This window comes from Variovorax sp. UC122_21, from assembly GCF_044056785.1.
Lineage (GTDB): Bacteria > Pseudomonadota > Gammaproteobacteria > Burkholderiales > Burkholderiaceae_C > Variovorax.
In genome coordinates this window covers 1,565,440-1,587,435 of the sequence record NZ_CP172003.1, presented here as the reverse complement: position 1 = coordinate 1,587,435, position 21,996 = coordinate 1,565,440, and the positions used below count along the sequence as shown (strand labels likewise).

Sequence of the window (21,996 nt, the reverse complement as noted above, 5' to 3'; positions counted from 1 at the left end):
TACCTCGCATGTCCGCTTCGCCTTTCACCTCCGACGACCTCGCGTTCCTCGGATCGCTTCTCGCCAACGCCGCGCGCGAGGAAATCATGCCGCGCTTCCGCACGCTCCACGCCGTCGACCGCCGGCGCAAGACCTCGTCCTTCGACATCGTGACCGATGCCGACGAGGCCTGCGAGGCGGCGGTGCTCACGGCCTTGCGCGCGCGCCATCCCGAGGCCGTGCTGATCGGCGAGGAGGCCTGCGCGCGCGATCCGGGATTGCTCGAAGCCATCGATGACGCAGTCCTCGCGTTCATCGTCGACCCGCTCGACGGCACCAAGAATTTCGCGAGCGGCCTGCCCCTGTTCGGCACGATGGCCTCCGTGACGGTGCGCGGCGAAGTGGTCGCCGCGGCGATCCACGACCCCGTGCGCGCCGACACGGCCTTCGCGATCCGCGGTGAAGGCGCGTGGATCGAATCCGCCTCGGGCGCGAATCGGCGACTGCAAGTCGCGCCGGCCGTGCCCGTCGAGCAGATGGAAGCCATCGTCGGCACGAACTTCCTGCCCGAGCCGCTTCGCAGCGAAGTCAACGCGCGGCTGTCGCGCCTGGGCATGACCAACTGGTTCCGCTGCGCCGCGCACGAGTACCGGCTCGCGGCCGCGGGCGACATCGACGCCCTGTTCTACAACAAGCTCATGCCCTGGGACCATGCCGCGGGCTGGCTGCTGCATCGCGAAGCAGGCGGCTACGCGGCGCATCACGACGGCTCGGCCTACCGGGCCGCCCATCGGACCGGTGGACTGATCTGCGCTGTCGATCGCGCCCGCTTCGACGCGGTGCGTGCGGCCTTGCTCGGCTGATTCGCAAGGTACGCCTCGGCAAGGCTCGGGAGGCTGCCGGCGGTCGTGACCTTCCTGCGTGGCCCGCCGGCCCCTTCACCGATTTCGCTCGCGTTCCTTCGATTCCGAGGACGGAACCGGCCGCGCCGACGATCCCTGGGCGCTGCGCCCATTGTCCGAAGGCGCGGTGTCCTGAGGATTGGTGCGCGTCAGCCCGCCGTTCGGACCGCCGCCGGGTGGACGGTTCTGGCCGGTGCGCGCCTCGACGGGACCGTGCTCGCTGCTCAATGGCTCGGTGCCGCGTCCCGTGTCGACGCGTGGACCCGTGGCGCCCTGAGCCTTGGGCGTGGAACCTCCCGCAGCCGGAGCGACCGATCCCTTCGGATTTCCGGTGGACGATTGCTGCGCGATCGCGAGGGGTGTTGCAAGAGCCAGCGAGATCGAAAGAAGAGCAAGCGGTTTTCGAATGAGCATGCCAAGCCTCCAGAAAGAGATCGATTCTTGGAGCCTGCGACGGCACGCACGTAGGACAAGCGCGTTCCTGCTCGCGAATAAGAAAGCCGAAGGGGCTGCACGCGGGGCAAGCCGTTCAGTCCCGAACGGGCAGGTCCCCAAGCTCAGCGCTTGCCGGCCTCGTCCGTCCGCTCGGCATTGGTGGTGCTGCGCGATCCCTTGAGATGGAGTTCGATGTCCGAGGCGTTCGAGCCGACGGCGCGGATGGCTTCCTCGACCTGCTCGTGCGTGGCGTCGAGCTTGCGGGCCAGTTCCGCGATGTCCGAAGCGCTCTTCGAATCGATGGTCTGGGTTGGCGGATTGGTGGATGTCATGGTGTCTCCTGAAAAAAAAGATGGACGAAAAGTTCTGCCGGGCAGATTCCTAGGCTTGCCCCTGCCCGTCACCCGTGCGGTCATGAACCCACCGCATGGCTTGTTGCTGGCCGTGTCGTAGCGCTTCTTCGGGGGTCGCGTAGGGATCGGCGTCCTGGGGCAGCCGCGTTGCCTGGTCGGGCTGCGCCATCCAGTCCACCGCGACCTGGTATTGCCCGCGCGGGTCCGGCTCGAGCACCAGCCGGAACGCGTGGCCGCTGTAGACAAAAGCATGTTCGTTGGTCATTCGGATCTCCAGGAAGTCGGGACTTGCAGCCGTGCTACCGCGGCATCGCGACGGTCACCACGTCGAAGGGAAGCACGGCCGGCGGGCTTTTCTGGCGATCGAGCTGCCCGTTGACCACCATCAGGCCGGACGGGACCACGGCCGCCGTGGTCGGATAGCGCAGGCGCGTGTCGGTGATGCGTTGCGTGACGCGACCCGCACTCCAGTCGGGCGCAAGTTCCACGCGCACGAGCTCATGGTGCGCATTGCGGACCACGTAGAGATCGTTGCCACCGGCGAGCACGAGCCCATCGCCGTCCGTGAGTTCGCCGCCGTCCACGCGCAGCTGCGAGACCGCGCGCGAGCGGGTATCGATGCGCCAGAGCTGGCCGGTCGCGAGCTGGATCGACAGCAGGTAGCGACCATCGGGCGACGCGACGATGCCGTTGAGGTTGATCTTGTTCGGCAGGTAGCGCAGTGGCGTCGACGACAGATCGAGCCACGGCTCCAGCGTCGCGCGCGCACCGGCGCCGGTGCGCACCCGGTAGATCACCGGGCGGAACGAGTCGGTGATGTAGGCCGAGCCATCGCGTGCGATGACGAGGTCGTTGAGGAAGCTCGGCATGTCCTGCGGTGCCTTGGCCACGGCCAGCGTGCTCCCGTCGGTCACGTCGACCGCGGCCAGCGTGCCGCCGGGTCCGCCCGCGATCCACAGGCGTCCGCTGCCATCGAACTTCATTCCGAACGCGCCTTGCCGTCCCACCGCGCCGCCGGCCTGCACCAGCTCGGCCTTCGTGCCGCCCTGCCTGATGCGAAACAGGTCGCCATTGGTGCTCGATCCGACGAAGGCGTCACCCGTGCGCGGATCGATCGCGATGCCTTCCGGGAACACCTGCGCGCCTTCGAGGGTGGCACGCGCGCGAACGACGCTGGGCGCGGTGGCCTCGATCACGCCGCACAGGACCCGCGCACCGGAGTTGCCCGCGGGGTCGCTGCTGTAGTCGTCGGGATCCGCATGGACGACGACACTGCGGCCGATCACCGACGTGGGCGCGCGATCCAGCGAGAGATTCGTGTTGAGGTAGCGCAGCACCGCGCGACCGCCAGCGTCCGCCTGCAGGGCCGGCAGCTCGCCGGCATGCGCATGGGCCTTGTCGTCGCCCGGTCGCCCATGGTTGCGCGAGTTGCCGGGATCGAAGTGGCCGCCGGCGGCGCCGAAGTCGACGACCCGGCCGGTCGCTGCGTCGGGCCCGGGTGCGCATTCGCCATGCGCGTGCACATGGAAGCCGTGCACGCCCGGCGCGAGTCCTTCGACGTCCGCGCTGAGGACCACCGCGGTGCCGCCACCGGCCGGCGCGAAGCGCACGATGCCAGCCTGTTTGCCGGACGGTGTGAGAAGACGCGCCGACGCCACCGGCGCGGCGTCCGGCTGCGCGGATGCGCCGGCGCTTGCCTGCGTCGGGCCCGCTGCGCCGGCGCCGGGCATCGCGGCATGGGCGTGTGGCGCACTCGGGGGACTGCCGCACGCGCCCAGCAGGGCAGCAGCGCACAGGGCGATCGGGCAGAGGATGCGTCGGGTGTTCATGGTCGGTTCCTCAGCGGGCATAGCTCACGCGATAGATCACGCCGTTCTGGTCCTCGGCGATCAGCAGGGAGCCGTCGGCGGCCACGGCGAGGCCCGCGAGCCTGCCGAACTGGGCCGGTCGACCCGCCTTCGACTGCTCGGCCGCGGGGCCCGCGCCGGGTTGCACGAGGTGGGCCGGCGGTGCCGGCAGCAGCCAGCCCGTGACGAAGTCCTCGATCGATTGCGGCTTGCCCGCCGCGTCGAAGCGCACCCGCACCACCTTGTAGCCGCTGGGCTGCCCACGGTTCCACGAGCCTCGCATCGCCACGAAGGCACTGTTCCGATACTCGGCGGGAAACTGGCTGCCGCCATAGAAGACCAGCCCGATGGGCGCGGAGTGCGCCGTGGTCATCAGCGCCGGCGCCTCGGTGGTCGGGCAGAAGTCGGCGCGGGTGGAACCTTCGGGATCGTTCTGCTGCTTCATGTCGACCTGCCTGTCACCCCAGCAGAAGGGCCACCCGTAGTGCCGGTTCGGCCGGATCGCGTTGAGTTCCTCGGGCGGCACGTCGTCGCCACGGTCGTCCGAGCCGTGGTCGAAGCCGTAGAGCGTGCCATCGACCGGACTGAAGGCAAAGCCCAGCGTGTTGCGAAGCCCGCGCGCGTACACGCTGCGCGCGCTACCGTCGGGTCGCATGCGCAGGACCGTCGCGGCCTCGGGATTGGTCTCCACGCAGTTGTTGCACTGCGAGCCCACGGTCACGTACAGGAAGCCGTCGGGACCGGATGCCAGGGTGCGGTAGGGATGCTGTGATCCGTCGGGCAGGTCGTCGAGGAGAACCCGCGGCAGGGTCAGCGAGCCGTCAGGCTGCACATCGGCGACCAGCACCTTCTTGTCGCTGGCCATGAACAGCTTGCCGTCCTTGAGCAGCAGCCCATGCACGTTCTTGATGTTCTGCGCCACGATCTGCTGCGCGTCGATCCTTCCGTCGCGATCGGTGTCGCGCAGCAGCAGCACATCGGCCTGCCTGGGGCGGCTCGCATAGACGTCGCCGTTGGGCGCCACCTGCAGCCAGCGCACATGCTGCATGTCCTTGGCGTACACGTCGATCTTGAAGCCAGGAGGCAGCTTCAGCTGCGAGAGCAGCGACTCGTCGAACTTCACCGGTGAGGGTTCGAGCATCACGGTGGACACGGTGTTCGGACCGTCGCCCGGCGGCAGCTGTGCCCACGCACCCGCGACTTGAAGCGTGCCCAGTGCGAGCACCGTGCGGAAGAATGAAGCTGCATGCATGAGTGGTCCCCGAAAATGATCGCCTCGGCAAGCTAGGAGGCGAGCGGGGTCCGAAGCGCACGAGCTTCACCCGAGCGGGCGTAGGACGTTCAGCCAGAGAACGGGCGCATGGGGCGCGCCCGCAGAACTTTCGTTCGATCAGGCAGCGGGTTCGAGCGTCACCCGGTGAGGGCGCGCATCGTCATTGCCGTGACGGCAGCCGCACGGTGAACTTCGTCCCCTCCGCGGCGCTCGACGTGGCGCTGACTTCGCCGCCATGCGCCTCCGCGATCTTGCTGACGATGTACAGCCCCAGGCCGACACTGCGCGCCGCGCCGCCCGGGTTGCCACGGACCATGGGCTGAAAGAGCAGCGGCAGCGAATCGGCCGGGATCGGAGATCCGAAGTTGTGGACCTCGACGGCCGCGCGACCGTCGTCTTCCCTGCGCGATGTCACGACGATGTCGCGGCCGGGGTCGCCGTAGGCGATCGCGTTCGACACCAGGTTTCCCAGCAGTTGCGAAAGCCGGTCCGGATCGGCATGGCAACCGCCCTCCCCTTCCTGGACGTGCGTGATCCGACGGTCCGGATAGGCGCTGGCGAGTTCCTCCAGGGCCTCCGCCACGACGCCATGGAGATCGATGGACTTGAACGACACCGACAGGCCGCGACCGATGCGTGCGGCGGTGAAGTCCAGGAGATCGGCGATGAGCCGATGCGCGCGCTCGGTCGAACGCGAGACGCGGCCAAGCACCCGAATCTGGTTCGAGGTGAGTTCACTGCGCGACAGGGCGATGAGCCCCAGATGGATCGCCGACAGCGGATTGCGCAGATCGTGGCTCACGATACCCACCATCTGCTCGGCGAACAGCGCCCGGTCCTTGGCTTCCTCCTGCATCCGCGTGGCCTCGTGCACCAGGATCCTGAGTTCTTCGCGCGAAGCCACCAGCTCGCGTTCGTACACGTCTCGGTCGCGGGCGATGAACAGCGCCAGATCGTGCACGACGGCGCCGCCGCGCTCGCGGCGCACGGCGTTGAAGATCATGGGAAGCACGGTGCCGGCGCGATGCCTGACTTCGAGCTTGACCTCGGACACGGAGCCCTGCATCTGCAGCAAGGGCAGCCAGTGCGTCTGGTGGAAGATGCGCCCGCCCATGGTGAGCAGGTCCTGTATCCGCCTGCGGCGCACCAGATCGCTCTTGTCCACGCCGACCCAATCGCAGAACGTCCTGTTGGCCGCGAGGATCAGCCCCTTCGCATCGGTAGCGAGCAGCCCGCAGGCGGCGTCGTCGGGCGACGCCGGTTCCTCGCGGGGAAGCTCGTCGCCCCGGGAAGTCAAAGACCTCGTCTCTCCAGAAAGGCGTCGATCGCTTCGGCGCTCGCACCGGGGGCGCTCAGGTGCGGACAGTGGCCGACGTTGTCGATGACCACCATCTCGGCGTCAGGCAGGGTGCGCGCCATGTACTCACCCACGGCGACCGGCGCGATGATGTCGTCGTCGCACTGGAGGATGAGCGTGGGGGTCGTGAGCCGCGAAAGCTCGGCGCGATGGTCGGACAGAAAGGTCGCACGAGCGAAGCGCGCCGCGATGTCCGGGTCGGTGCGACAGAAGCTGTTGGACAACTCTGCCCCGAGCTCGGGCTGTCCGGGGGCGCCCATGATGACGGGCGCCATGTTGCTCGACCACCCGAGGTAGTTGCCCTCGAGGGTTCGCAGCAGCGAGTCGACATCCTCGCGCGAGAACCCACCCACGTAGTCGCCGTCGTTCACATAGCACGGGGACGGCCCGATCATTGCATGGCCGGCGAACAGACCTGGCGATGCCAGGTCGGCAAGCATGCCGATCATCGCGCTGACCGAGTGGCCCACGAAGATCGATCGACCTTGACCGAACTCGCGGGCAATCTCGACCACGTCTTGCGCATAGCCTTCGAGCGTCGAGTACTTCTCCACCTCGTAGGCCCTCAGATCCGACTCCCCGGCGCCCACATGGTCGAACATGACCGTCCTGTACCGGGTGGCATAGATCGGCTCGAGCAATCGCCACATGTTCAGATCACAGCCGAAGCCGTGGGCAAAGATGATCGTGTCGACGCCGGCTCCACCGACGCGCACGTTGTTGCGCTCTCGCACGCTCATGGACGCTTCATTGATGCGCCGCGACGCAACGCTCGATGATTCTTGCACAGGGCCGGGCGCGCATTGCACACCCTGTACGCCACGCCCTGCCGCGCGAAGCGCGGAGCGCCTACGCGACGAAGCCCCGCGACGTCCGAGTGTCCAGGCTCCATCCATTCATCCCAACGACACGAGAGACACGCATGGCCGATGCTGCCCACGGCACAGAACACGACAACCCACCGACATCCGACGACGCACCCGCGAGCCAGCTGCGGCGCATTTCCGTCCACGTGATCGAGCCCGGCCCTGGCCGCTACCACTGGGTGCTCCTGGAGCAGGGTGTCGACCCGACGACCTGGGGCGAACTGCTCACGAGCCAGCGGCCTTGCAGGCATTGGAACCATGCCTTGACCGACGGCATGGCAGCGCTGATGGAACTGGCGAGCGATGTGCGCGAAGGGCCGCGAGAAATCGGCACGGCCAGGCACTGGTCCGCGAACGAGCCGGAAGCCTCCTTGCGCAACTGGTAGCTCAGCGCCGCGTCGAACTCTTTCCTCACTGTGATCGCTCGGCCCTGGAAATGGCCGCCCGGCCTTCGGGCGTGATGCGGAAGATGACCGAGGCGCCCTGCGTCAGCGGCATGTCGGGCGGAGGAAGCTGCGCCTCGATCAGGCCCGCGGCCTCGAGGACGATCGCATTGCGGATGTCGGCCTCGTCGTGCAGCGCGAGTGGGAACTGGGAATCCTTGATACGGCGAAGAAAGTCCATCGGCATGTTGCTGGTCCTCCGGCGATTGCGGAGGATAAATCAGGAATCGGACACTTCCCGGGGAAGTACCGCGATCGCGCAGGGTTCCTGAACCACTCGGCTGCCCTCCTCGGCTGCCCCATCCGCTACCTTGGAAACGCGCCTCGAACGCGGTCGCCGTGCCGGCATGTCGTCGAAATGCTCGGGCTGCTGCCGCCGGGCGCGCGCCAATGCCGAATGCCCTTCCGCCGTCACTTCCAGCACGACCGCGCGCGGAATATAGACATCGCCCGAGCGTTCCCGCAGCGGGGCATCGAAGCTCGCCTTGACGAGGTTGGCGGCGTTCAGGCCGAGCAGCCGCTCGATGTCGTCCCTCGACGTGCATTCGGCGGGCAGTTGCTGCTGCCCGAAATATGAAAGCAGCTTCATGCTGGCCAGCACGCGCAGTTCGCGCTCGCTCAGTGTCTTTCTACGCACCCGGCCGACCTTCGGTTCGAGGACCCGCGGCGGCCATCTGCTCGCGCGCCTGCAGCGCGGCCGCGTGCAGACGCTCCGCCGTCAAGGCGGCGGCATCCGCCGTCATCGTCACGGCGACCCCATCGGGGCCATCGAGGATCACCACGCCATCCTCGGCGGTGGCATGGCCGGCGTCTTCGCGCGGTCCGGGAATGGTGCGGCGATCGCTCATGGGGGATTCCCGGTGTGGCCGACCGCGTGCGCCGCGGTCTGGGGGTTGAGGTACAGATAGTGAGGGTCGAACCGCGCTCTTTCGACCAGGCCCTTCAGGTCCAGGATCTGCACGTTCGCGCCGCGAACATTGCACAGGCCGGATTCGCGCAGCTCGCGCAACACGCGGTTCACGTGGACATTCGTGAGGCTGCAGACCTCGCCGATATCGGCTTGCGTCATGGGCAGCGGGAAGGCGTTGCCCTCGGACGCGCCGATCGCCAGCAGCCGGGCATGGGTCTCGCAGAGGAAGTGCGACACGCGCTGCAAAGCGTTGAGGCTTGCCAGTCTGTAGATCCACTGTCGGTGCATCGCCGCGTCCAACAGCGTGAGAAACCACAGACGCCGCGCGAGGCCCGGCTCCGATGTCTGGATCGCTTCGAGCGAGGCGTGGCGAAAGACCGCGACGGTGATGTCGGTCAACGCGGCGACATCGTGGTCGAGTTTCTTCAAGGCGTAGGCATGCAGGTCGACGAAGTCGCCCGGCACATGCAGCGCCACCGGGTGACGCCGGCCATCGGGCGCATCGACGTGGCGTGTCATGAGTCCCTTCACCAGCAGCGTGCTGATGTCGACCGGCACGCCCTGGCGCACGACCAGGCTGCCGGCCGGGTAGGTCTGCACATGGGAGATGGCGCCTTCCAGGAGACTGCGCTCGGCGTTGGAGATTTCTGCAGCACGGTTGCGGAATACGTTCTCGGTCAGCATGGAGGGTCCTCACATCGGATGTTGCACTGCCTCGCGCGATGGCGCATTAACCTGCATCAAGTTTGAGCCCGTGAGCCCATCGCGCGGCAACGACGGGCCAAAGACGTCCTTGTCCTACGCAGGCCATCGTCGCCGGTCCTCAAAGTCGCGCTCCTCCCACGACCCACTCCACGCGAAGCCCCACACCATGTCCAAGAAAAAAGCCACCCCTTCCATAGCCAACCTCGACGCAGCACGCGCGGCGGCACGCAACACGGACAGCGGTCCCGCCGCGCCCGCTCCCACGGCCGCGGGGAAGGACGACCTTCCCGCCCAGAAGATGATCGACGCGCAGGCGCTCGCCGCCGCCATGCCCGCCAATCCGAACAAGCCACTCGAGCATGGCCTGGCGAATGCCCAGTCTGCGCCCGTGGGTGCGACCGCCACGCCGCCATCGCGCCTGCCCACCGGCAGCACGCTCTCGGAGACCAATGCCTCGGCCAAGACCGGCGGTGCGGCGCTCGAGGGCGTGAACGCGACCATCGATTCGCTGGACCGCGTGCGGGTCGACGCTTCGGGCCGGACGCTCACCACCAACCAGGGCGTGCCGATCGCCGACAACCAGAACTCCCTGAAGGCAGGCGCGCGCGGGCCAGCGCTGCTCGAGGACTTCATCCTGCGCGAGAAGCTCACGCACTTCGACCACGAGCGCATCCCCGAGCGCATCGTGCATGCGCGTGGCTCGGGCGCGCACGGCTTCTTCGAAGCCTACGAGCCGCTGACGAAGTACACCCGGGCCGCGCCTTTCAAGGAAGCGGGAAAGATCACGCCGGTGTTCGTGCGCTTCTCGACCGTGGCGGGCGAACGCGGCTCCAAGGACACGGCGCGCGACGTGCGCGGCTTCGCCGTCAAGTTCTACACCGACGAAGGCAACTGGGACCTGGTCGGCAACAACATGCCGGTCTTCTTCATCCAGGACGCGATCAGTTCCCCGACCTCGTCCATGCCGTGAAGCCCGAGCCCCACCACCAGATGCCGCAGGCCGCGAGCGCGCACGACACCTTCTGGGACTTCGTTTCGCTGATGCCCGAGTCGACGCACATGCTGATGTGGCAGATGTCGGACCGCGCGATCCCGCGCAGCTACCGCATGATGCAGGGCTTCGGGGTCCACACCTTCCGCCTCGTCAACGACGCGGGCGAGTCCTTCCTCGTCAAGTTCCACTGGCAGCCCAAGCTCGGCACCCACTCGATGGTGTGGGAGGAGGCGGTGAAGATCTCGGGCGCCGACCCGGACTTCCATCGCCGCGACCTGTGGGAGGCGATCGAGGCCGGCGAATATCCCGAGTGGGAACTGGGCCTGCAGATCTTCACCGAGGAACAGGCCGAGCAGTTCAGCTTCGACATCCTCGACGCGACCAAGCTGATTCCCGAGGAGCTGGTGCCGGTGCAGATCGTCGGGCGCATGGTGCTCAATCGCAACCCCGACAACTTCTTCGCCGAGACCGAGCAGGTGGCCTTCTGCACCGCGCACATCGTGCCCGGCCTGGATTTCACCAACGACCCGCTGCTCGCGGGCCGGATCCACTCCTACGTGGACACGCAGATCAGCCGCCTGGGCGGGCCGAACTTCCATGAGCTGCCGATCAACGCACCGATCGCTCAGGTCCACAACAACCAGCGCGACGGCATGCACCGCCAGGCCATCCACCGCGGCCGTGTCTCCTACGAGCCCAACTCGCTCGCGGGCGGTTGCCCGTTCCAGGCTGGCGCCGCGCAGGGCTTCACCAGCGTCGCCAAGCGCCTCGATGCGAAGGAGAGCGCGGACAAGGTGCGCATCAAGCCAGAGAAGTTCGCCGACCACTACACCCAGGCCAGGCTCTTCTTCGAGAGCCAGTCGGAGGTCGAGAAGGCCCACATCGGCAACGCCTTCCGTTTCGAGCTGTCGAAGGTGACGGTGCCCGCGATCCGCGAGCGCGTGGTCGCGAGCCTCGCGAATGCATCGCCCGAACTGGCGGCGCGGCTCGCGCAGGACCTGGGCATGGCACTGCCCGCGCCCCTGCCCAAGGCACTCGAGAACCCGGCCCAGCCCGAGGTCGAGGTCTCGCCGCCGCTGTCCCTGCTGGCCCGGCCCGGCGATGGCGGCATCCGCACGCGCAAGGTCGCGATCCTGATCGCGCACGGCGTGGAAGGAGCGTCGCTGGGCAAGCTGATCAGCGCGCTGGTCGAGGCCGGTGCCGTGCCGCGCCTCGTCGCGGCACGGCTCGGAACCTACAGCGGTGCCGCGGGCGAGAGCTTCGAAGCAGACGCCACGATGGAGAACTCGCCAGGCTTCCTGTTCGATGCGCTCGTCCTGCCCGACGGGGCCGCGGCCGTGGAAGCCCTGGACGCCGACGCCCACACGCTCGAATTCCTGCGCGCCCAGTACTGGCACTGCAAGGCGATCCTGGCCTTCGGCGCTTCGGAAGCCCTGCTGGCCGAGGCACAGATCCCGCTGGCGCTGCCCGACGGCTCTGCGGACGCCGGACTGGTCCTCGCGGACGCCGCCGATGCGGATGCGGCGATCGCGGCCTTCATCGCCGCCATGCCGGTGCGTCATTTCGAGCGGGAGAACGATCCGCCGAAGAACTGATGCGCGCTCGTCGCGCCGCGATGGCGCGCCGGTTCCTTGTCGCCTCACCGAGGCCTTTTGAAGCAGGACCATGATCGGAATCGTCATTCCAGCGCACAACGAAGAGATGGTGATCGGGCCTTGCCTCGCGCATGCACGGGCCTGCGCCCGCGACGCCGCGCTCGGGGGCGAACACGTGGAGATCCTCGTGGTGGCGGACCGCTGCAGCGATGCGACGGCTTCGATCGCCGCGCGATCGGGCGCGCGCGTGCTGGAGGTCGACGCGCGCAATGTGGGGCTGGCGCGGGCCGCGGGCGCCAGCGCGCTGCTCGCGCTCGGCGCCCGCTGGCTCGCCTTCACCGATGCCGACACCCTGGTCGCCGAGGACTGGCTGTCGCAGCAGCTCGCGCTCGACGCCGAGGCGGTGTGCGGCACGGTCGAGGTCACCGACTGGACGCCCCATGGCGAGAACGCCCTCTTTCTGTCGCGGCACTTCGCCACGAGTTATCGCGATGCCGACGGGCACCGTCATGTGCATGGCGCGAACCTCGGCGTGGCCGCGCATGCCTATTTGCGTGCCGGCGGCTTCCAGGACCTTGCCTGCAGCGAGGACGTGGCCCTGGTCACCGAACTGGAGCGCACCGGCGCGAGGATCTGCTGGAGCGCGCGGCCGCGCGTTCGCACGAGCGCGAGGAAGGTGGCGCGTGCGCCGGGAGGTTTCGCGGACGCGCTGCTGAACGCGGTGGCCTCGCAGTTCCTGGGCAAGCCGGCGGTCGCCTGAAGGCCACCGCCGCGGCGGCACGCAAGCGTGCCGTTCAGGCGGGCGTGCGTGCCTCGACCTTGTGCCTCACGCAGTACTCGAGCGCCGCCTCGAGCATCGGCCAGCTGGCGAACACGTAGACACGCTCCACCCTGTCCCAGCGCCCGCCGAATTCCTTGAGCGTCAGCGCGAGCCCCGAGAGGCTGCCCAGCACGGCCGGTTTGAATTTTCCATAGGGTTCGCAGTGTTCGGCCACTGTGCAGCCAAGCCGCGCCGCGAGGCCCTGCACGCGGTCCGTACCGCTCGGAGGAGGAAGAAGCATGCGCGGATTTTCGCAAAAGCCCGGGGGCGCATGTTTCTCGTCGCATCCCCCAAACGTGGGGTTGTCAACCGCGTTGCCGGTGTTCGGGCCGCGCCGGCTACCGAAAGCTGGCCTCAGGATGAGGGCAGTTCGATCAGTCCCGCGAGCGGCACCGCCTCGATCCGCTCGGCGCTTGCGATCACGATCGCGCGGTCGTGCCGGCCTGCGCTGTCGGCAAGAGTGCGCCACAGGAAGCGGATCGAGTTGGCATCGAGCGCCGCGGTGGGTTCGTCGAGCAAGGTGAGTGCGCGTCCCGACGCGAGTGCCGCCGCCAGCCAGACCTTCCGCTTCGACCCGGTCGAGAGCATGTACATCGGCTTCTCGAGATGCGGCGTCAGGGAGAAGCCCTCCACGAGGGCTTGCCACCTCTGCGCATCGAAGCCTGGATCGCCCGCACTCAACGACGCGGTGCACTGCGTCGCCGAGATGTTGTTGAACGCGTCGGTCTCCGGGTCGACGAAGAAAACGTTCCGGGCATAGGCGTCGCGGTCCTCGTCCAGACGCACGCCGACTAGCTCCAGTCGGCCTTCGCCACGAAGGCTGCCTGCAAGCAGCCGCAGGACCGTCGACTTTCCGCTGCCGTCGCCGCCGTAAAGCTGGGTCAGACCGGCGCCGATGCGAGCGCTCCAGGCGGTCAGGAGGGCGGGCCGGCGTGGATAGGCGAAGCTCAAGTCTTCGACGACGAGGAGGGGCTCGATGGACGCTGGGTTCATGCCTCGACCCTACCGTAAAACCGGCGCGTGCCGCGCTATGGATGCCACGTCGAGACGACCGCGGGCGTCTGTGCGGTGGGACGTCCGGCCAGTGCATAGGAGAGTTCGTTCGCGGCTTTCATGATCGTCTTCGCGTGACCGATCAACTTGGCTTTGGGCAAGCGATCTGCGGGACCTGAAATGCAGACGGAGCCGAGCAGGGCCCAACGCAGGCCGAACACCGGCGCGGAGACGGTCGCCACGTTCTTCTCGCGTTCGCCGATGGAGAAGTGATAGCCCTTCTTGCGGATGTCCTCGTACTGCTTGCCGGGCTCCCCCGAGAACGCCAGGATCACCCGCCCCGGGGAACCCAGGTCCAGCGGAAGCATCGCGCCCATGCGCGCATGGTGGCGAATGGGTTGCGGCCCCTCCACCCGTGCGAGGCAGGTTCGCGAATTGCCTTCGCGCACATAGAAGGCGGCGCTCTCGCCCGTGGCTTGCGACAGCGCGAGCAGCATCGGCTCCACCACGTTGTTGGCATCGAAGCTCGACTGGTAGCGCGCACCGAGCCAGCCGGCCGCGGGGCCGAGTCGCCACTCGCCGTCGTCTCGCTGCACCACGTAGCCCGCGAGCGCCAGTGTCCGAAGCAACCGCAGCGCGGTGGTCTTGTGCATGCCGCTGCGCCGGGTCAGCTCGGCCAGCGTGAGCCGCTCGTCGTGCATCCCGAAGGTGTCGAGCAGCTGCAGGGCGCGGGTCACCGCCGTCACGCCACCAGCGGCCTCGAGGTCGGCTTCGCGCGGCGCTTCGACGACTTCAGCCGTGCGCCTGGACTTCGCTGGCCGGGTGGTCTTCGCGGTCGTCATGTTGTTTCACTCCGTGGTCCATGTTGCGCCTGGTGGACCACCATTGTATGGAATGGAACGCAAATCTAAAGTCGCCGCATGGCCTGGAGCACCGCTGTCAGGCACGCATCGAACGATCAGGAGACACCCATGCGCACCTCGAGCAACAGCTCCATTTCCCGTCGGGCCGCACTCGGCCTCGCCCTCGCATTCACCGCCGTTTCGGCGGTGGCGCAGGCCTATCCCACGCGTCCCATCCGGCTCGTCGTGCCGTTCCCGCCCGGTGGCGGCACCGACATCATCGCCCGCGAGGTGGCGAACAAGGTGGCCGTCTCCGAGGGGTGGACCATCGTCATCGACAACAAGCCCGGTTCGGGCGGAAACATCGGCGTCGATGCGGCCGCGAAGGCCAGCCCGGACGGCTACACGCTGGTGCTCGGCCAGACCAGCAACCTCGCGATCAATCCGTCGCTCTATGCCAAGCTGCCCTACGACCCGGTCAAGGACCTGGCCGCGGTCGGGCTCGTCGCCTCGGCGCCCCTGGTTCTCGTGGTGTCCGCCGCGTCGCCCTACAAGAAGCTCGCCGACGTGGTGTCCGCCGCCAAGGCGAAGCCGACCGCGCTGAACTACGCAAGTTCGGGCAACGGCACCGTGGCCCATCTCGCCACCGAGCAGTTCCAGAAGGCCGCGGGCGTGCAGTTCACGCACGTTCCCTACAAGGGCGCTTCGCAGGGCCTGACCGACCTGGTGGGCGGCCAGATCCAGATGTACATCTCCTCGATGCCGACACTGATCGCCCAGATCAGGTCCGGCCAACTGCGCGCGCTCGCGGTGACCTCGCTGCAGCGCAACCGCGACCTGCCCGATGTGCCCACCATGGCCGAGTCCGGCTACAAGGATTTCGAAGCCGTGACGTGGTTCGGGGTTGCGGGTCCCGCCGCGATGCCGAAGGAGGCCATCACCAGGCTCAACGCGGCGTTCAACAAGGCTCTCGCCACCGCCGATGTGCAGAAGAAGCTCGCCGCCCAGGGCGCGGACGTGGTGTCCGGCCCGCCCGAGAAGTTCGCATCGCTGATCCGCACCGACGGCGTCCGTTGGGGCGGCATCGTGAAGTCGTCCGGCGTCAAGATGGATTGATTTCGGCATGGCCGAACTCTTCGCTTCGGATGCAGATGCGCCTGTCGCGCCGTTCTCGGCGGGGCGGGGCCGCCCCGCCATCGATGTTCCGCCCGACGCCTGCGATTGCCATGTGCATCTGTACGGCGCGCGCTATCCGGTGGTCGAGGGCGCCAGGCTGAGGCCGCCGGAAGCCAGCGCGGAGGACTACCGTCGACTTCAGCAACGCACGGGAACGCGGCGCGTCGTGTTCGTGACGCCCTCGACCTACGGAAGCGACAACGTATCCCTGCGCGACGCACTCGCAGCCTTCGGCGCGAAGGCACGCGGCGTGGCCGTGATCGACGAGCGCACCAGCGACAGCGAACTGGAAGACCTGCATAACCGCGGCGTGCGTGGCATCCGCCTGAACCTCTCGCTGGGGGTCGTGAACTCGGCGTCGCAGATCGCGCCCCTGGCACGCCGCATCGCGCCGTTGGGCTGGCATCTGCAGCTGCTCGCCCCCGCACACGGCTGGAGCGATCTCGCCGACGTGCTCGAGGACCTGCCCGTGCCGATCGTGTTCGATCACTTCGGCCGGCTGTCGCCCTCCATGGCCGGCAGGCATCCGTCGCACGCGCTGATCCTTCGCATGCTCGAGCGCCGCCGCGCCTGGGTCAAGCTGTCCGGCGCCTACATCGTCAGCGAGCGGGGCGCGCCCGGGTATGAGGACATGGCCGTGCTTGCCCGGAGCTTTCTGGATGCCGCGCCGGATCGCGTGCTCTGGGGCAGCGACTGGCCCCATGCGTCAGCCACCGCGGGCCACCAGGCCTTGCCGGACGACGCACGACTGATGACCTTGCTTGCCGAGTGGACCGGCAGCGCGCGGCTGTTGCATCGCGTACTGGTCGACAACCCGCGCGAACTCTACGGGTTCGACGCGCCCGCAACTCCTTAGGACTCTCCCATGCTTCGCATTCACAGGCGCCGCTTCGGCGCCCTGGGCCTCGCCGCACTCGGCCTCGCCTCGGTTCCCGCCTTCGCGCAGGGCCAATGGCCCACCGGCAAGCCCATCACCTGGGTCGTGCCGTATCCACCCGGTGGCACGACCGACATCCTGGGCCGCGCCATCGCGCTGCGGCTGGGCACTTCCCTGGGCGCCACGGTCATCGTGGACAACAAGGCGGGCGCCACGGGCACCATCGGCTCGGCCTTCGTGGCGCGCGCCGCACCCGATGGCTACACCCTGCTGGGCACCTCCATCGGCCCGCAGGCGATCGTGCCGAACCTGCTGCCCAGGACGCAGTACGACGCCGTCAAGGCGTTCGCGCCGGTGTCGCTCATCGGAACCATTCCGCACGTGCTGATCGTCGGCGCCAGCCAGCCATTCCGCAGCGTCGCGGACCTCATCGCGCAAGCGAAGGCACGACCCGACGAATTGTCTTTCGCATCCGGCGGCAACGGCACGGTCCTGCAGATGCAAGGCGAGCTCCTGAGGCTGCAGACGGGGGCGAGGATGACGCACGTTCCCTACAAGGGCGACACGCCGGCCATCCAGGACGTGCTGGCGGGCCACGCGACGTTCATGTTCGCCCCGGTCGCCGCGGCGCTGCCTCATGTCCAGAGCGGCCACCTGAGGGCATTGGCCGTGACGTCGGCCGCACGCCTGAAGGCATTGCCCGATGTGCCGACCATGGGGCAGGCCGGCTTCAAGGACTTCGTCGTGGAGCAATGGCAGGCCGTCTACGCGCCGGCCGGCACGCCCGCGCCCGTGGTCCGGCGCCTGCATGACGAGGTGGTGCGCCATCTGAAGGACCCCGAGCTCGTCGCGATGGCCGACAAGCTCGGCGTCACCCTGGTCGGAAGCACGCCCGAACAGCTGGCCGACACCCAGAAATCGGACCTGGCCAAGTGGGCCAAGGTCATCAAGGACGCCGGCGTGAAGCCGGACTGAACCTCGCTCCCCCTCCTCTCCTTCCTCTCCTTCCTCTCCTTCCTCTCCTTCCCGAAAGCACCTTCATGTCTTCCAACCTTCCCGACATCATTCGCGACTTCGAGCGCGTGCCCGCAAGCATCGTGGCGCGAGCCGCCGAGTTCCAGCCCGCCATCCTCGCCGACGTGGCCGGGCGCCGCGGCGCGCTCGACGGGCGCATCAAGGCGCTGCGCCCGCGCATGAGGCTGGCCGGCACGGCGATCACGGTGGAAGTGCGTCCTGGCGACAACCTGATGATCCACGCGGCCATGGCCATCGCGAAGCCTGGCGACGTGCTGGTGATCGACGGCAAGGGCGACCAGAGCTCGGCCCTGATGGGCACGATCATGATGACGGCCTGCAAGAAGCTCGGCATCGCCGGCGTGGTGATGGACGGGGCCTGCCGAGACAGCCTGGAGATCGACGAGATGGACTTTCCGGTCTTCAGCGTGGGCACCAACCCGAACGGACCGACCAAGAACATCGCCGGCCGCATCGGACATCCGGTGTCCATCGGTGGCGTGACGGTGCGCTCGGGCGACTTCGTCGTCGCCGACGGCGATGGCGTGGTCGTCGTGGAGCGCGAGAAGATCGAATCCCTGCTGCCGCTGGCGGCCAGGAAAGTGAGCGACGAAGCGGCGCGCATCGCCGCCATCAAGGAGGGCGACACCGCGGCCAAATGGCTGAACACCGCGCTGCGCACCGCGGGGGTGCTGAAAGAGGGCGAAACGCTGTGACCGCCATCCTCGTGACGGGTGCCGACCTGGCGCCGCAGGCGCTCGCCTTGCTCGAAGGCCATGACATCGTCTATGCGGGCAAGGCACCGACCGAAGCCGATCTGGTCGCGCTGTGCCGCACGCACGATCCCGTGGCGATCATCGTGCGCTACGGCAAGGTGGGAGTGGCCGTGATGGACGCGGCCCCCTCGCTGCGGGTGATTTCGAAGCACGGCAGCGGAACCGACACGATCGACAAGACGGCCGCGCAGGCACGCGGCATCGAGGTCGTGGCGGCCGTCGGCGCCAATGCCGCCGCCGTGGCCGAGCAGGCACTCGCCCTGCTGCTCGCCTGCGCCAAGTCGGTGGTGAGCCTCGATGCACGCATGCATGCCGGCCACTGGGACAAGGCGACGCACAAGAGCGTCGAACTCGGCGGGCGCACCATCGGTCTGGTGGGGCTGGGTGCCATCGGCCTGCGGTTCGCGCGCATGGCCGACGCGCTCGGAATGCGTGTGCTCGGCTACGACCCCTACGCCAGGAACCTCCCGGCCTGTGTGCAGGCCGTTGAACTGCCGGTCCTCTGGGCCGAGTCGGACGTGGTCTCCCTGCACTGCCCCCTGACCGAGGACAACCGCGGCCTTCTCGATGCCGGCACGCTGGCGCAATGCAAACGCGGCGTGATCGTCATCAACACCGCGCGCGGTGGCTTGATCGACGAGGACGCGTTGCTGGAGGCCGTACGCTCGGGCCACGTCGCCATGGCCGGGCTGGACAGCTTCGCGGTGGAGCCGATGACCGCGGGGCATCCATTCCAGGGCGAGAAGAACATCGTGCTCAGCCCGCATATCGGCGGCGTGACCGGCGATGCCTACGTGAACATGGGCGTCGGTGCGGCCCGGAATCTGCTGGCGGTGATCGCGCGCCAGCCGGCAACCCTCTGAGGGGACCTGAAATGACGAGACGTGAAACCCTTCGCTGCGCGGCGGCGACGCTCGGGATGGCCGCTTGCCTGGCGGTGCCGCTCCAGACGCAGGCGCAGCCGCAGGCATGGCCGGCCAAGCCCGTGCGCCTGCTGGTGGGCTTCTCGGCGGGCGGCCCCACCGACGTGGTGGCCCGCGCCTTCGCCGATCACGCGGCGCGCGCCTTGGGGCAGCCTTTCATCGTGGACAACAAGCCCGGCGCGAACACGATCCTGGCCGCCGAAGCGGTGGCCGCGGCCTCCGCGGACGGCTACACCCTGCTGCTCGGCGCGACCAATCACACGATGATTCCCGCGTTGTACAGCCAGCGGGTGAAGTTCGATGCCGTGCGCTCGTTCGCCCCGGTCTGCTCGCTCGCCGTGAGTCCGACGGTGCTGGTGGTCGGACCCTCGATGCCCGTCAAGTCCCTGGGCGAGTTCCTGCGCACGGTCAAGTCCGAGCCCGGAAAGCGCACCTATGCGACGCCGGGCGCGGGCAGCTCCGGACACTTCGCGAGCGCGCAATTCACCCGGCTGACGGGGACCTCGATGAACCATATCCCCTACAAGGGCGCGGCACAGGCAACGGCCGATCTGTTGGGCGGCCAGGTCGACAGTTCCTTCGCGACGCTGGGCTCCGTGCTCGGCCAGGTGCAATCCGGAAAGCTCCGGGCGCTGGCCGTCGCCTCGCCGAAGCGCTCGGCACTGCTGCCCGAGGTGCCCACCTTCGAGGAGGAGGGCGTGAAGGGCTACACGGCCGACGCCTGGTACGGCCTGCTGGCACCCGCGAGGACACCGCCGGAAGTGCTGGCCACCTTGCGCCGGATCGCCACCGAGTTCGTGGGTACGCCTGCCACGCAGGAGAAGCTTCGCTCGCTCGGCATGGAGGCGCGAAACACCTGCGGCGAGGCTTTCGGCGCGCAATTGACGAGCGAGGTCAGGCTGTATGGCGATCTGGCTCGATCCCTGGACCTCAAAGCCGAATGAGGCCGAGTCACCATCGCACCGCATCGCCAACGACCCTCACATCGAAGACACCATGACCAAGTTCATCCGACGCCTGCTCGCCGCGTGCCTGTGCGCCACCGCGTTCGCGCACCTCGCCCATGCCGGGTACCCGGAACGGCCCATCACGCTCGTGGTTCCCTACGCGCCCGGCGGATCGGCCGATGCCCTGGCGCGCGTGCTCGCGGTTCGCATCGGCGCGAAGCTCGGTACCAGCGTGATCGTCGACAACCGCGCGGGCGCCAGCGGCACGATCGGCGCGAGCTTCGCCGCCAAGGCAGCGCCCGATGGCTACACGGTGCTCTACGACGCGACACCCTACTCGATCAATCCGCATCTCTTTCCCCGGATGCCGTACGCCGATGGCGCCTTGCAGCCGCTGTCGCTCGTTGCACTGGCGCCCAACATCGTGATCGTGCGTGCGGACTCGCCGCTCAAGAGCATCCAGGACCTGGTCGCCAAGGCCAAGGCCGAGCCGGGCAAGATCAATTTCGCATCCGGCGGCAGCGGCACCGTGCAGCGTCTCGCGGCGGAACTGCTGCGCCAGCGCCTGGGCCTCGACATGGTCCACGTCGGCTACAAGAGCGGCGGTCCCGCCATCGTCGACGTCATGGGCGGCCAGGTCGACTTCATGTTCAGCACCATCGCCGCGTCGTACCCGCTGGTGTCGTCCGGCAAGCTGCGCGCCCTGGCGGCATCCTCGCCCCAGCGCTCGCCGCGACTGCCCGCGGTTCCAACGCTGGGAGAGACCGTCGCGCCAGGCTACGAAGCCTACGAGTGGAACGGCCTGCTGCTGCCCGCCGGCACGCCCGCGCCCATTGCGGACAGGCTTCACAAGGCAGTGGTCGAGGTGCTGAAGGAAGACGAGGTGAAGCAGCGCTTCGTCGACGTCGGCGTGCAGCCCGTGGGCTCGACGCCGGCCGAGTTCGCCGGGTTCCTGAAGAAGGAAGATGCGAAGTGGGCGGAAGTGATCCGCAAGGGCCACATCAAGCTCGATTGATGGCCGCCATGACCCTCGTGCCCGACGCGCAGAAGGTTCCCCATTCGGTGGGCACCAACCGCCCCCGCGCTGGCGTTGCCCCGCCATGCCTGCGACAGCCACATGCACATCTTCGAGCCACGGTTCGCGCCGTCCCCCCACTGGACGCGGCAACCACCGCGCGCAGAAGTCGATGCCTACCTCCGCCTGCAACAGCGGCTCGGAACCTCTCGCACGGTCGTGGTCAATCCCTCGACCTATGGAACGGACAACGCCTGCACGCTGGACGCGGTCGCTCGACTGGGCGAGCAGGCGCGCGGCATCGCGGTCGTCCACCACGAGGTGCCCGACAGCGAACTCGATGCCCTCGCGGCGCAGCGCATCTGCGGTTTGCGCGTGAACTTCGTGACGCCGCAGTCGTGGGGCGTCACCACCCCCGGGATGCTGACCACGCTGGCACGCAAGGTGGCCCGGCTGGGCTGGCACATCCAGGTCTTCGTGCATCCCGAGCAACTGATCGAGCTCGCGCCCATCCTCGCGCAACTGCCGGTGCCGCTGGTCATCGACCACCTGGCCCGTATCGACCCGCGCGACGGCGTCGACGGCGAGGCCTGCGCCACGGCGCGCCGGCTGCTGGATGGCGGCAACACCTGGATGAAGCTGTCGGGCGTCTACATGCGGTCGCGCGACGGCGCACCCGCCTACGGCGATGCCTTCGGTCTCGGGCGGGCACTGGTGGCCGCCGCGCCGGAACGGCTGGTGTGGGGCAGCGACTGGCCGCACACCACCGAAGCCCCGGAGACCGTCAACGATGCCGATCTGCTCGATGTCCTCGCGAGCTGGTGTGGCACCGCCGCCATGCGCGACCGCATCCTGGTGGACAACCCCGCGAAGCTCTATGGGTTCTCGAGCGAGCACGCCGGCTCGGAAACGCCCATCATCGGCGGTCGCGACGCCACCCGCCAAGGAGATTGA

24 protein-coding genes and 2 pseudogenes are annotated in these 21,996 nt (G+C 68.2%); 12 read left to right on the top strand and 14 right to left on the bottom strand.

What is annotated here, in order from left to right:
* The first annotated feature begins 8 nt into the window (after positions 1-8).
* The gene (locus tag ACHMXE_RS08190) at positions 9-842 is read left to right on the top strand and encodes an inositol monophosphatase (protein WP_203207920.1); all 834 of its coding nucleotides are present in this window, start codon (positions 9-11) and stop codon (positions 840-842) included.
* A gap of 75 nt (positions 843-917) precedes the next feature.
* Here ACHMXE_RS08190 and ACHMXE_RS08185 read toward each other — a convergent pair whose 3' ends face one another.
* The 7 genes from ACHMXE_RS08185 to ACHMXE_RS08155 all read right to left on the bottom strand — a co-directional run bounded on the left by ACHMXE_RS08185 (position 918) and on the right by ACHMXE_RS08155 (position 6,886).
* On the bottom strand, positions 918-1,295 hold the full coding sequence (locus tag ACHMXE_RS08185) for a hypothetical protein (protein WP_395345477.1): 378 nt from the start codon (positions 1,293-1,295) through the stop codon (positions 918-920).
* A 143-nt stretch (positions 1,296-1,438) separates the two neighbouring features.
* A complete protein-coding gene (locus tag ACHMXE_RS08180; RefSeq protein ID WP_203207922.1) occupies positions 1,439-1,648 on the bottom strand; it encodes a DUF3606 domain-containing protein in 210 nt (69 codons plus the stop codon).
* Positions 1,649-1,697: 49 nt separating this feature from the next.
* Complete coding sequence (locus ACHMXE_RS08175) at positions 1,698-1,934, bottom strand: hypothetical protein (protein WP_203208544.1); 237 nt, start codon at positions 1,932-1,934, stop codon at positions 1,698-1,700.
* 34 nt (positions 1,935-1,968) lie between these two features.
* Complete coding sequence (locus tag ACHMXE_RS08170) at positions 1,969-3,399, bottom strand: superoxide dismutase family protein (protein WP_395345473.1); 1,431 nt, start codon at positions 3,397-3,399, stop codon at positions 1,969-1,971.
* A gap of 109 nt (positions 3,400-3,508) precedes the next feature.
* Complete coding sequence (locus tag ACHMXE_RS08165; protein WP_203207924.1) at positions 3,509-4,768, bottom strand: sorbosone dehydrogenase family protein; 1,260 nt, start codon at positions 4,766-4,768, stop codon at positions 3,509-3,511.
* 181 nt (positions 4,769-4,949) lie between these two features.
* Positions 4,950-6,086, bottom strand: coding sequence for an ATP-binding protein (locus ACHMXE_RS08160; protein ID WP_395345470.1), 1,137 nt, complete (start codon positions 6,084-6,086; stop codon positions 4,950-4,952).
* Positions 6,083-6,886 (bottom strand): alpha/beta fold hydrolase, encoded by an 804-nt coding sequence (locus ACHMXE_RS08155; protein ID WP_395345467.1) that lies wholly within the window; start codon positions 6,884-6,886, stop codon positions 6,083-6,085. The genes ACHMXE_RS08160 and ACHMXE_RS08155 overlap by 4 nt, the downstream gene beginning before the upstream one ends.
* 182 nt (positions 6,887-7,068) lie before the next feature.
* Between ACHMXE_RS08155 and ACHMXE_RS08150 the strand changes: the two genes are divergently transcribed.
* On the top strand, positions 7,069-7,398 hold the full coding sequence (locus ACHMXE_RS08150; RefSeq protein WP_395345464.1) for a hypothetical protein: 330 nt from the start codon (positions 7,069-7,071) through the stop codon (positions 7,396-7,398).
* A gap of 25 nt (positions 7,399-7,423) precedes the next feature.
* On the opposite strand, the gene ACHMXE_RS08145 is transcribed toward ACHMXE_RS08150, so the two are convergent.
* The 4 genes from ACHMXE_RS08145 to ACHMXE_RS08130 are packed head-to-tail and all read right to left on the bottom strand — an operon-like array spanning position 7,424 to position 9,049.
* Entirely contained in the window at positions 7,424-7,642 is a 219-nt protein-coding gene (locus ACHMXE_RS08145; RefSeq protein ID WP_395345461.1) for a hypothetical protein, read from the bottom strand.
* A 33-nt stretch (positions 7,643-7,675) separates the two neighbouring features.
* Positions 7,676-8,092: a hypothetical protein gene (locus tag ACHMXE_RS08140; RefSeq protein ID WP_395345458.1), complete on the bottom strand. Its 417-nt coding sequence runs from the start codon at positions 8,090-8,092 to the stop codon at positions 7,676-7,678.
* Positions 8,085-8,303 (bottom strand): hypothetical protein, encoded by a 219-nt coding sequence (locus tag ACHMXE_RS08135; protein WP_203207930.1) that lies wholly within the window; start codon positions 8,301-8,303, stop codon positions 8,085-8,087. The genes ACHMXE_RS08140 and ACHMXE_RS08135 overlap by 8 nt, the downstream gene beginning before the upstream one ends.
* The gene (locus ACHMXE_RS08130; RefSeq protein WP_203207931.1) at positions 8,300-9,049 is read right to left on the bottom strand and encodes a Crp/Fnr family transcriptional regulator; all 750 of its coding nucleotides are present in this window, start codon (positions 9,047-9,049) and stop codon (positions 8,300-8,302) included. Before ACHMXE_RS08130 ends, ACHMXE_RS08135 begins: the two co-directional genes overlap by 4 nt.
* Before the next feature lie 187 nt (positions 9,050-9,236).
* Here ACHMXE_RS08130 and ACHMXE_RS08125 point away from each other — a divergent pair.
* Positions 9,237-11,659: pseudogene (locus ACHMXE_RS08125) on the top strand (catalase).
* A gap of 70 nt (positions 11,660-11,729) precedes the next feature.
* On the top strand, positions 11,730-12,419 hold the full coding sequence (locus ACHMXE_RS08120; protein ID WP_203207933.1) for a glycosyltransferase family 2 protein: 690 nt from the start codon (positions 11,730-11,732) through the stop codon (positions 12,417-12,419).
* Positions 12,420-12,453: 34 nt separating this feature from the next.
* On the opposite strand, the gene ACHMXE_RS08115 is transcribed toward ACHMXE_RS08120, so the two are convergent.
* From ACHMXE_RS08115 to ACHMXE_RS08105, 3 genes are all read right to left on the bottom strand, one after another.
* Entirely contained in the window at positions 12,454-12,720 is a 267-nt protein-coding gene (locus tag ACHMXE_RS08115; RefSeq protein WP_203207934.1) for a hypothetical protein, read from the bottom strand.
* Between the two features lie 113 nt (positions 12,721-12,833).
* On the bottom strand, positions 12,834-13,472 hold the full coding sequence (locus tag ACHMXE_RS08110; protein ID WP_203207935.1) for an ATP-binding cassette domain-containing protein: 639 nt from the start codon (positions 13,470-13,472) through the stop codon (positions 12,834-12,836).
* 35 nt (positions 13,473-13,507) lie between these two features.
* Positions 13,508-14,314, bottom strand: coding sequence for an IclR family transcriptional regulator (locus ACHMXE_RS08105; RefSeq protein WP_203207936.1), 807 nt, complete (start codon positions 14,312-14,314; stop codon positions 13,508-13,510).
* 129 nt (positions 14,315-14,443) lie between these two features.
* Here ACHMXE_RS08105 and ACHMXE_RS08100 point away from each other — a divergent pair, with 129 nt between their 5' ends.
* The 8 genes and pseudogenes from ACHMXE_RS08100 (at position 14,444) to ACHMXE_RS08065 (ending at position 21,996) form a co-directional block, all read left to right on the top strand.
* Entirely contained in the window at positions 14,444-15,430 is a 987-nt protein-coding gene (locus tag ACHMXE_RS08100; RefSeq protein WP_395345452.1) for a Bug family tripartite tricarboxylate transporter substrate binding protein, read from the top strand.
* Positions 15,431-15,437: 7 nt separating this feature from the next.
* Positions 15,438-16,346, top strand: coding sequence for an amidohydrolase family protein (locus ACHMXE_RS08095; RefSeq protein ID WP_395345449.1), 909 nt, complete (start codon positions 15,438-15,440; stop codon positions 16,344-16,346).
* A gap of 9 nt (positions 16,347-16,355) precedes the next feature.
* The gene (locus tag ACHMXE_RS08090) at positions 16,356-17,342 is read left to right on the top strand and encodes a Bug family tripartite tricarboxylate transporter substrate binding protein (protein ID WP_395345446.1); all 987 of its coding nucleotides are present in this window, start codon (positions 16,356-16,358) and stop codon (positions 17,340-17,342) included.
* A gap of 65 nt (positions 17,343-17,407) precedes the next feature.
* Complete coding sequence (locus ACHMXE_RS08085) at positions 17,408-18,097, top strand: RraA family protein (RefSeq protein WP_395345444.1); 690 nt, start codon at positions 17,408-17,410, stop codon at positions 18,095-18,097.
* Positions 18,094-19,020 carry an NAD(P)-dependent oxidoreductase gene (locus ACHMXE_RS08080; protein ID WP_395345441.1) on the top strand — a complete coding sequence of 309 codons (927 nt, stop codon included), beginning with the start codon at positions 18,094-18,096 and terminating at the stop codon, positions 19,018-19,020. Before ACHMXE_RS08085 ends, ACHMXE_RS08080 begins: the two co-directional genes overlap by 4 nt.
* An 11-nt stretch (positions 19,021-19,031) precedes the next feature.
* Positions 19,032-20,024 carry a Bug family tripartite tricarboxylate transporter substrate binding protein gene (locus tag ACHMXE_RS08075; RefSeq protein WP_395345438.1) on the top strand — a complete coding sequence of 331 codons (993 nt, stop codon included), beginning with the start codon at positions 19,032-19,034 and terminating at the stop codon, positions 20,022-20,024.
* 52 nt (positions 20,025-20,076) lie between these two features.
* Positions 20,077-21,042: a Bug family tripartite tricarboxylate transporter substrate binding protein gene (locus ACHMXE_RS08070; protein ID WP_395345435.1), complete on the top strand. Its 966-nt coding sequence runs from the start codon at positions 20,077-20,079 to the stop codon at positions 21,040-21,042.
* 8 nt (positions 21,043-21,050) lie between these two features.
* Positions 21,051-21,996, top strand: a pseudogene (locus tag ACHMXE_RS08065) (amidohydrolase family protein).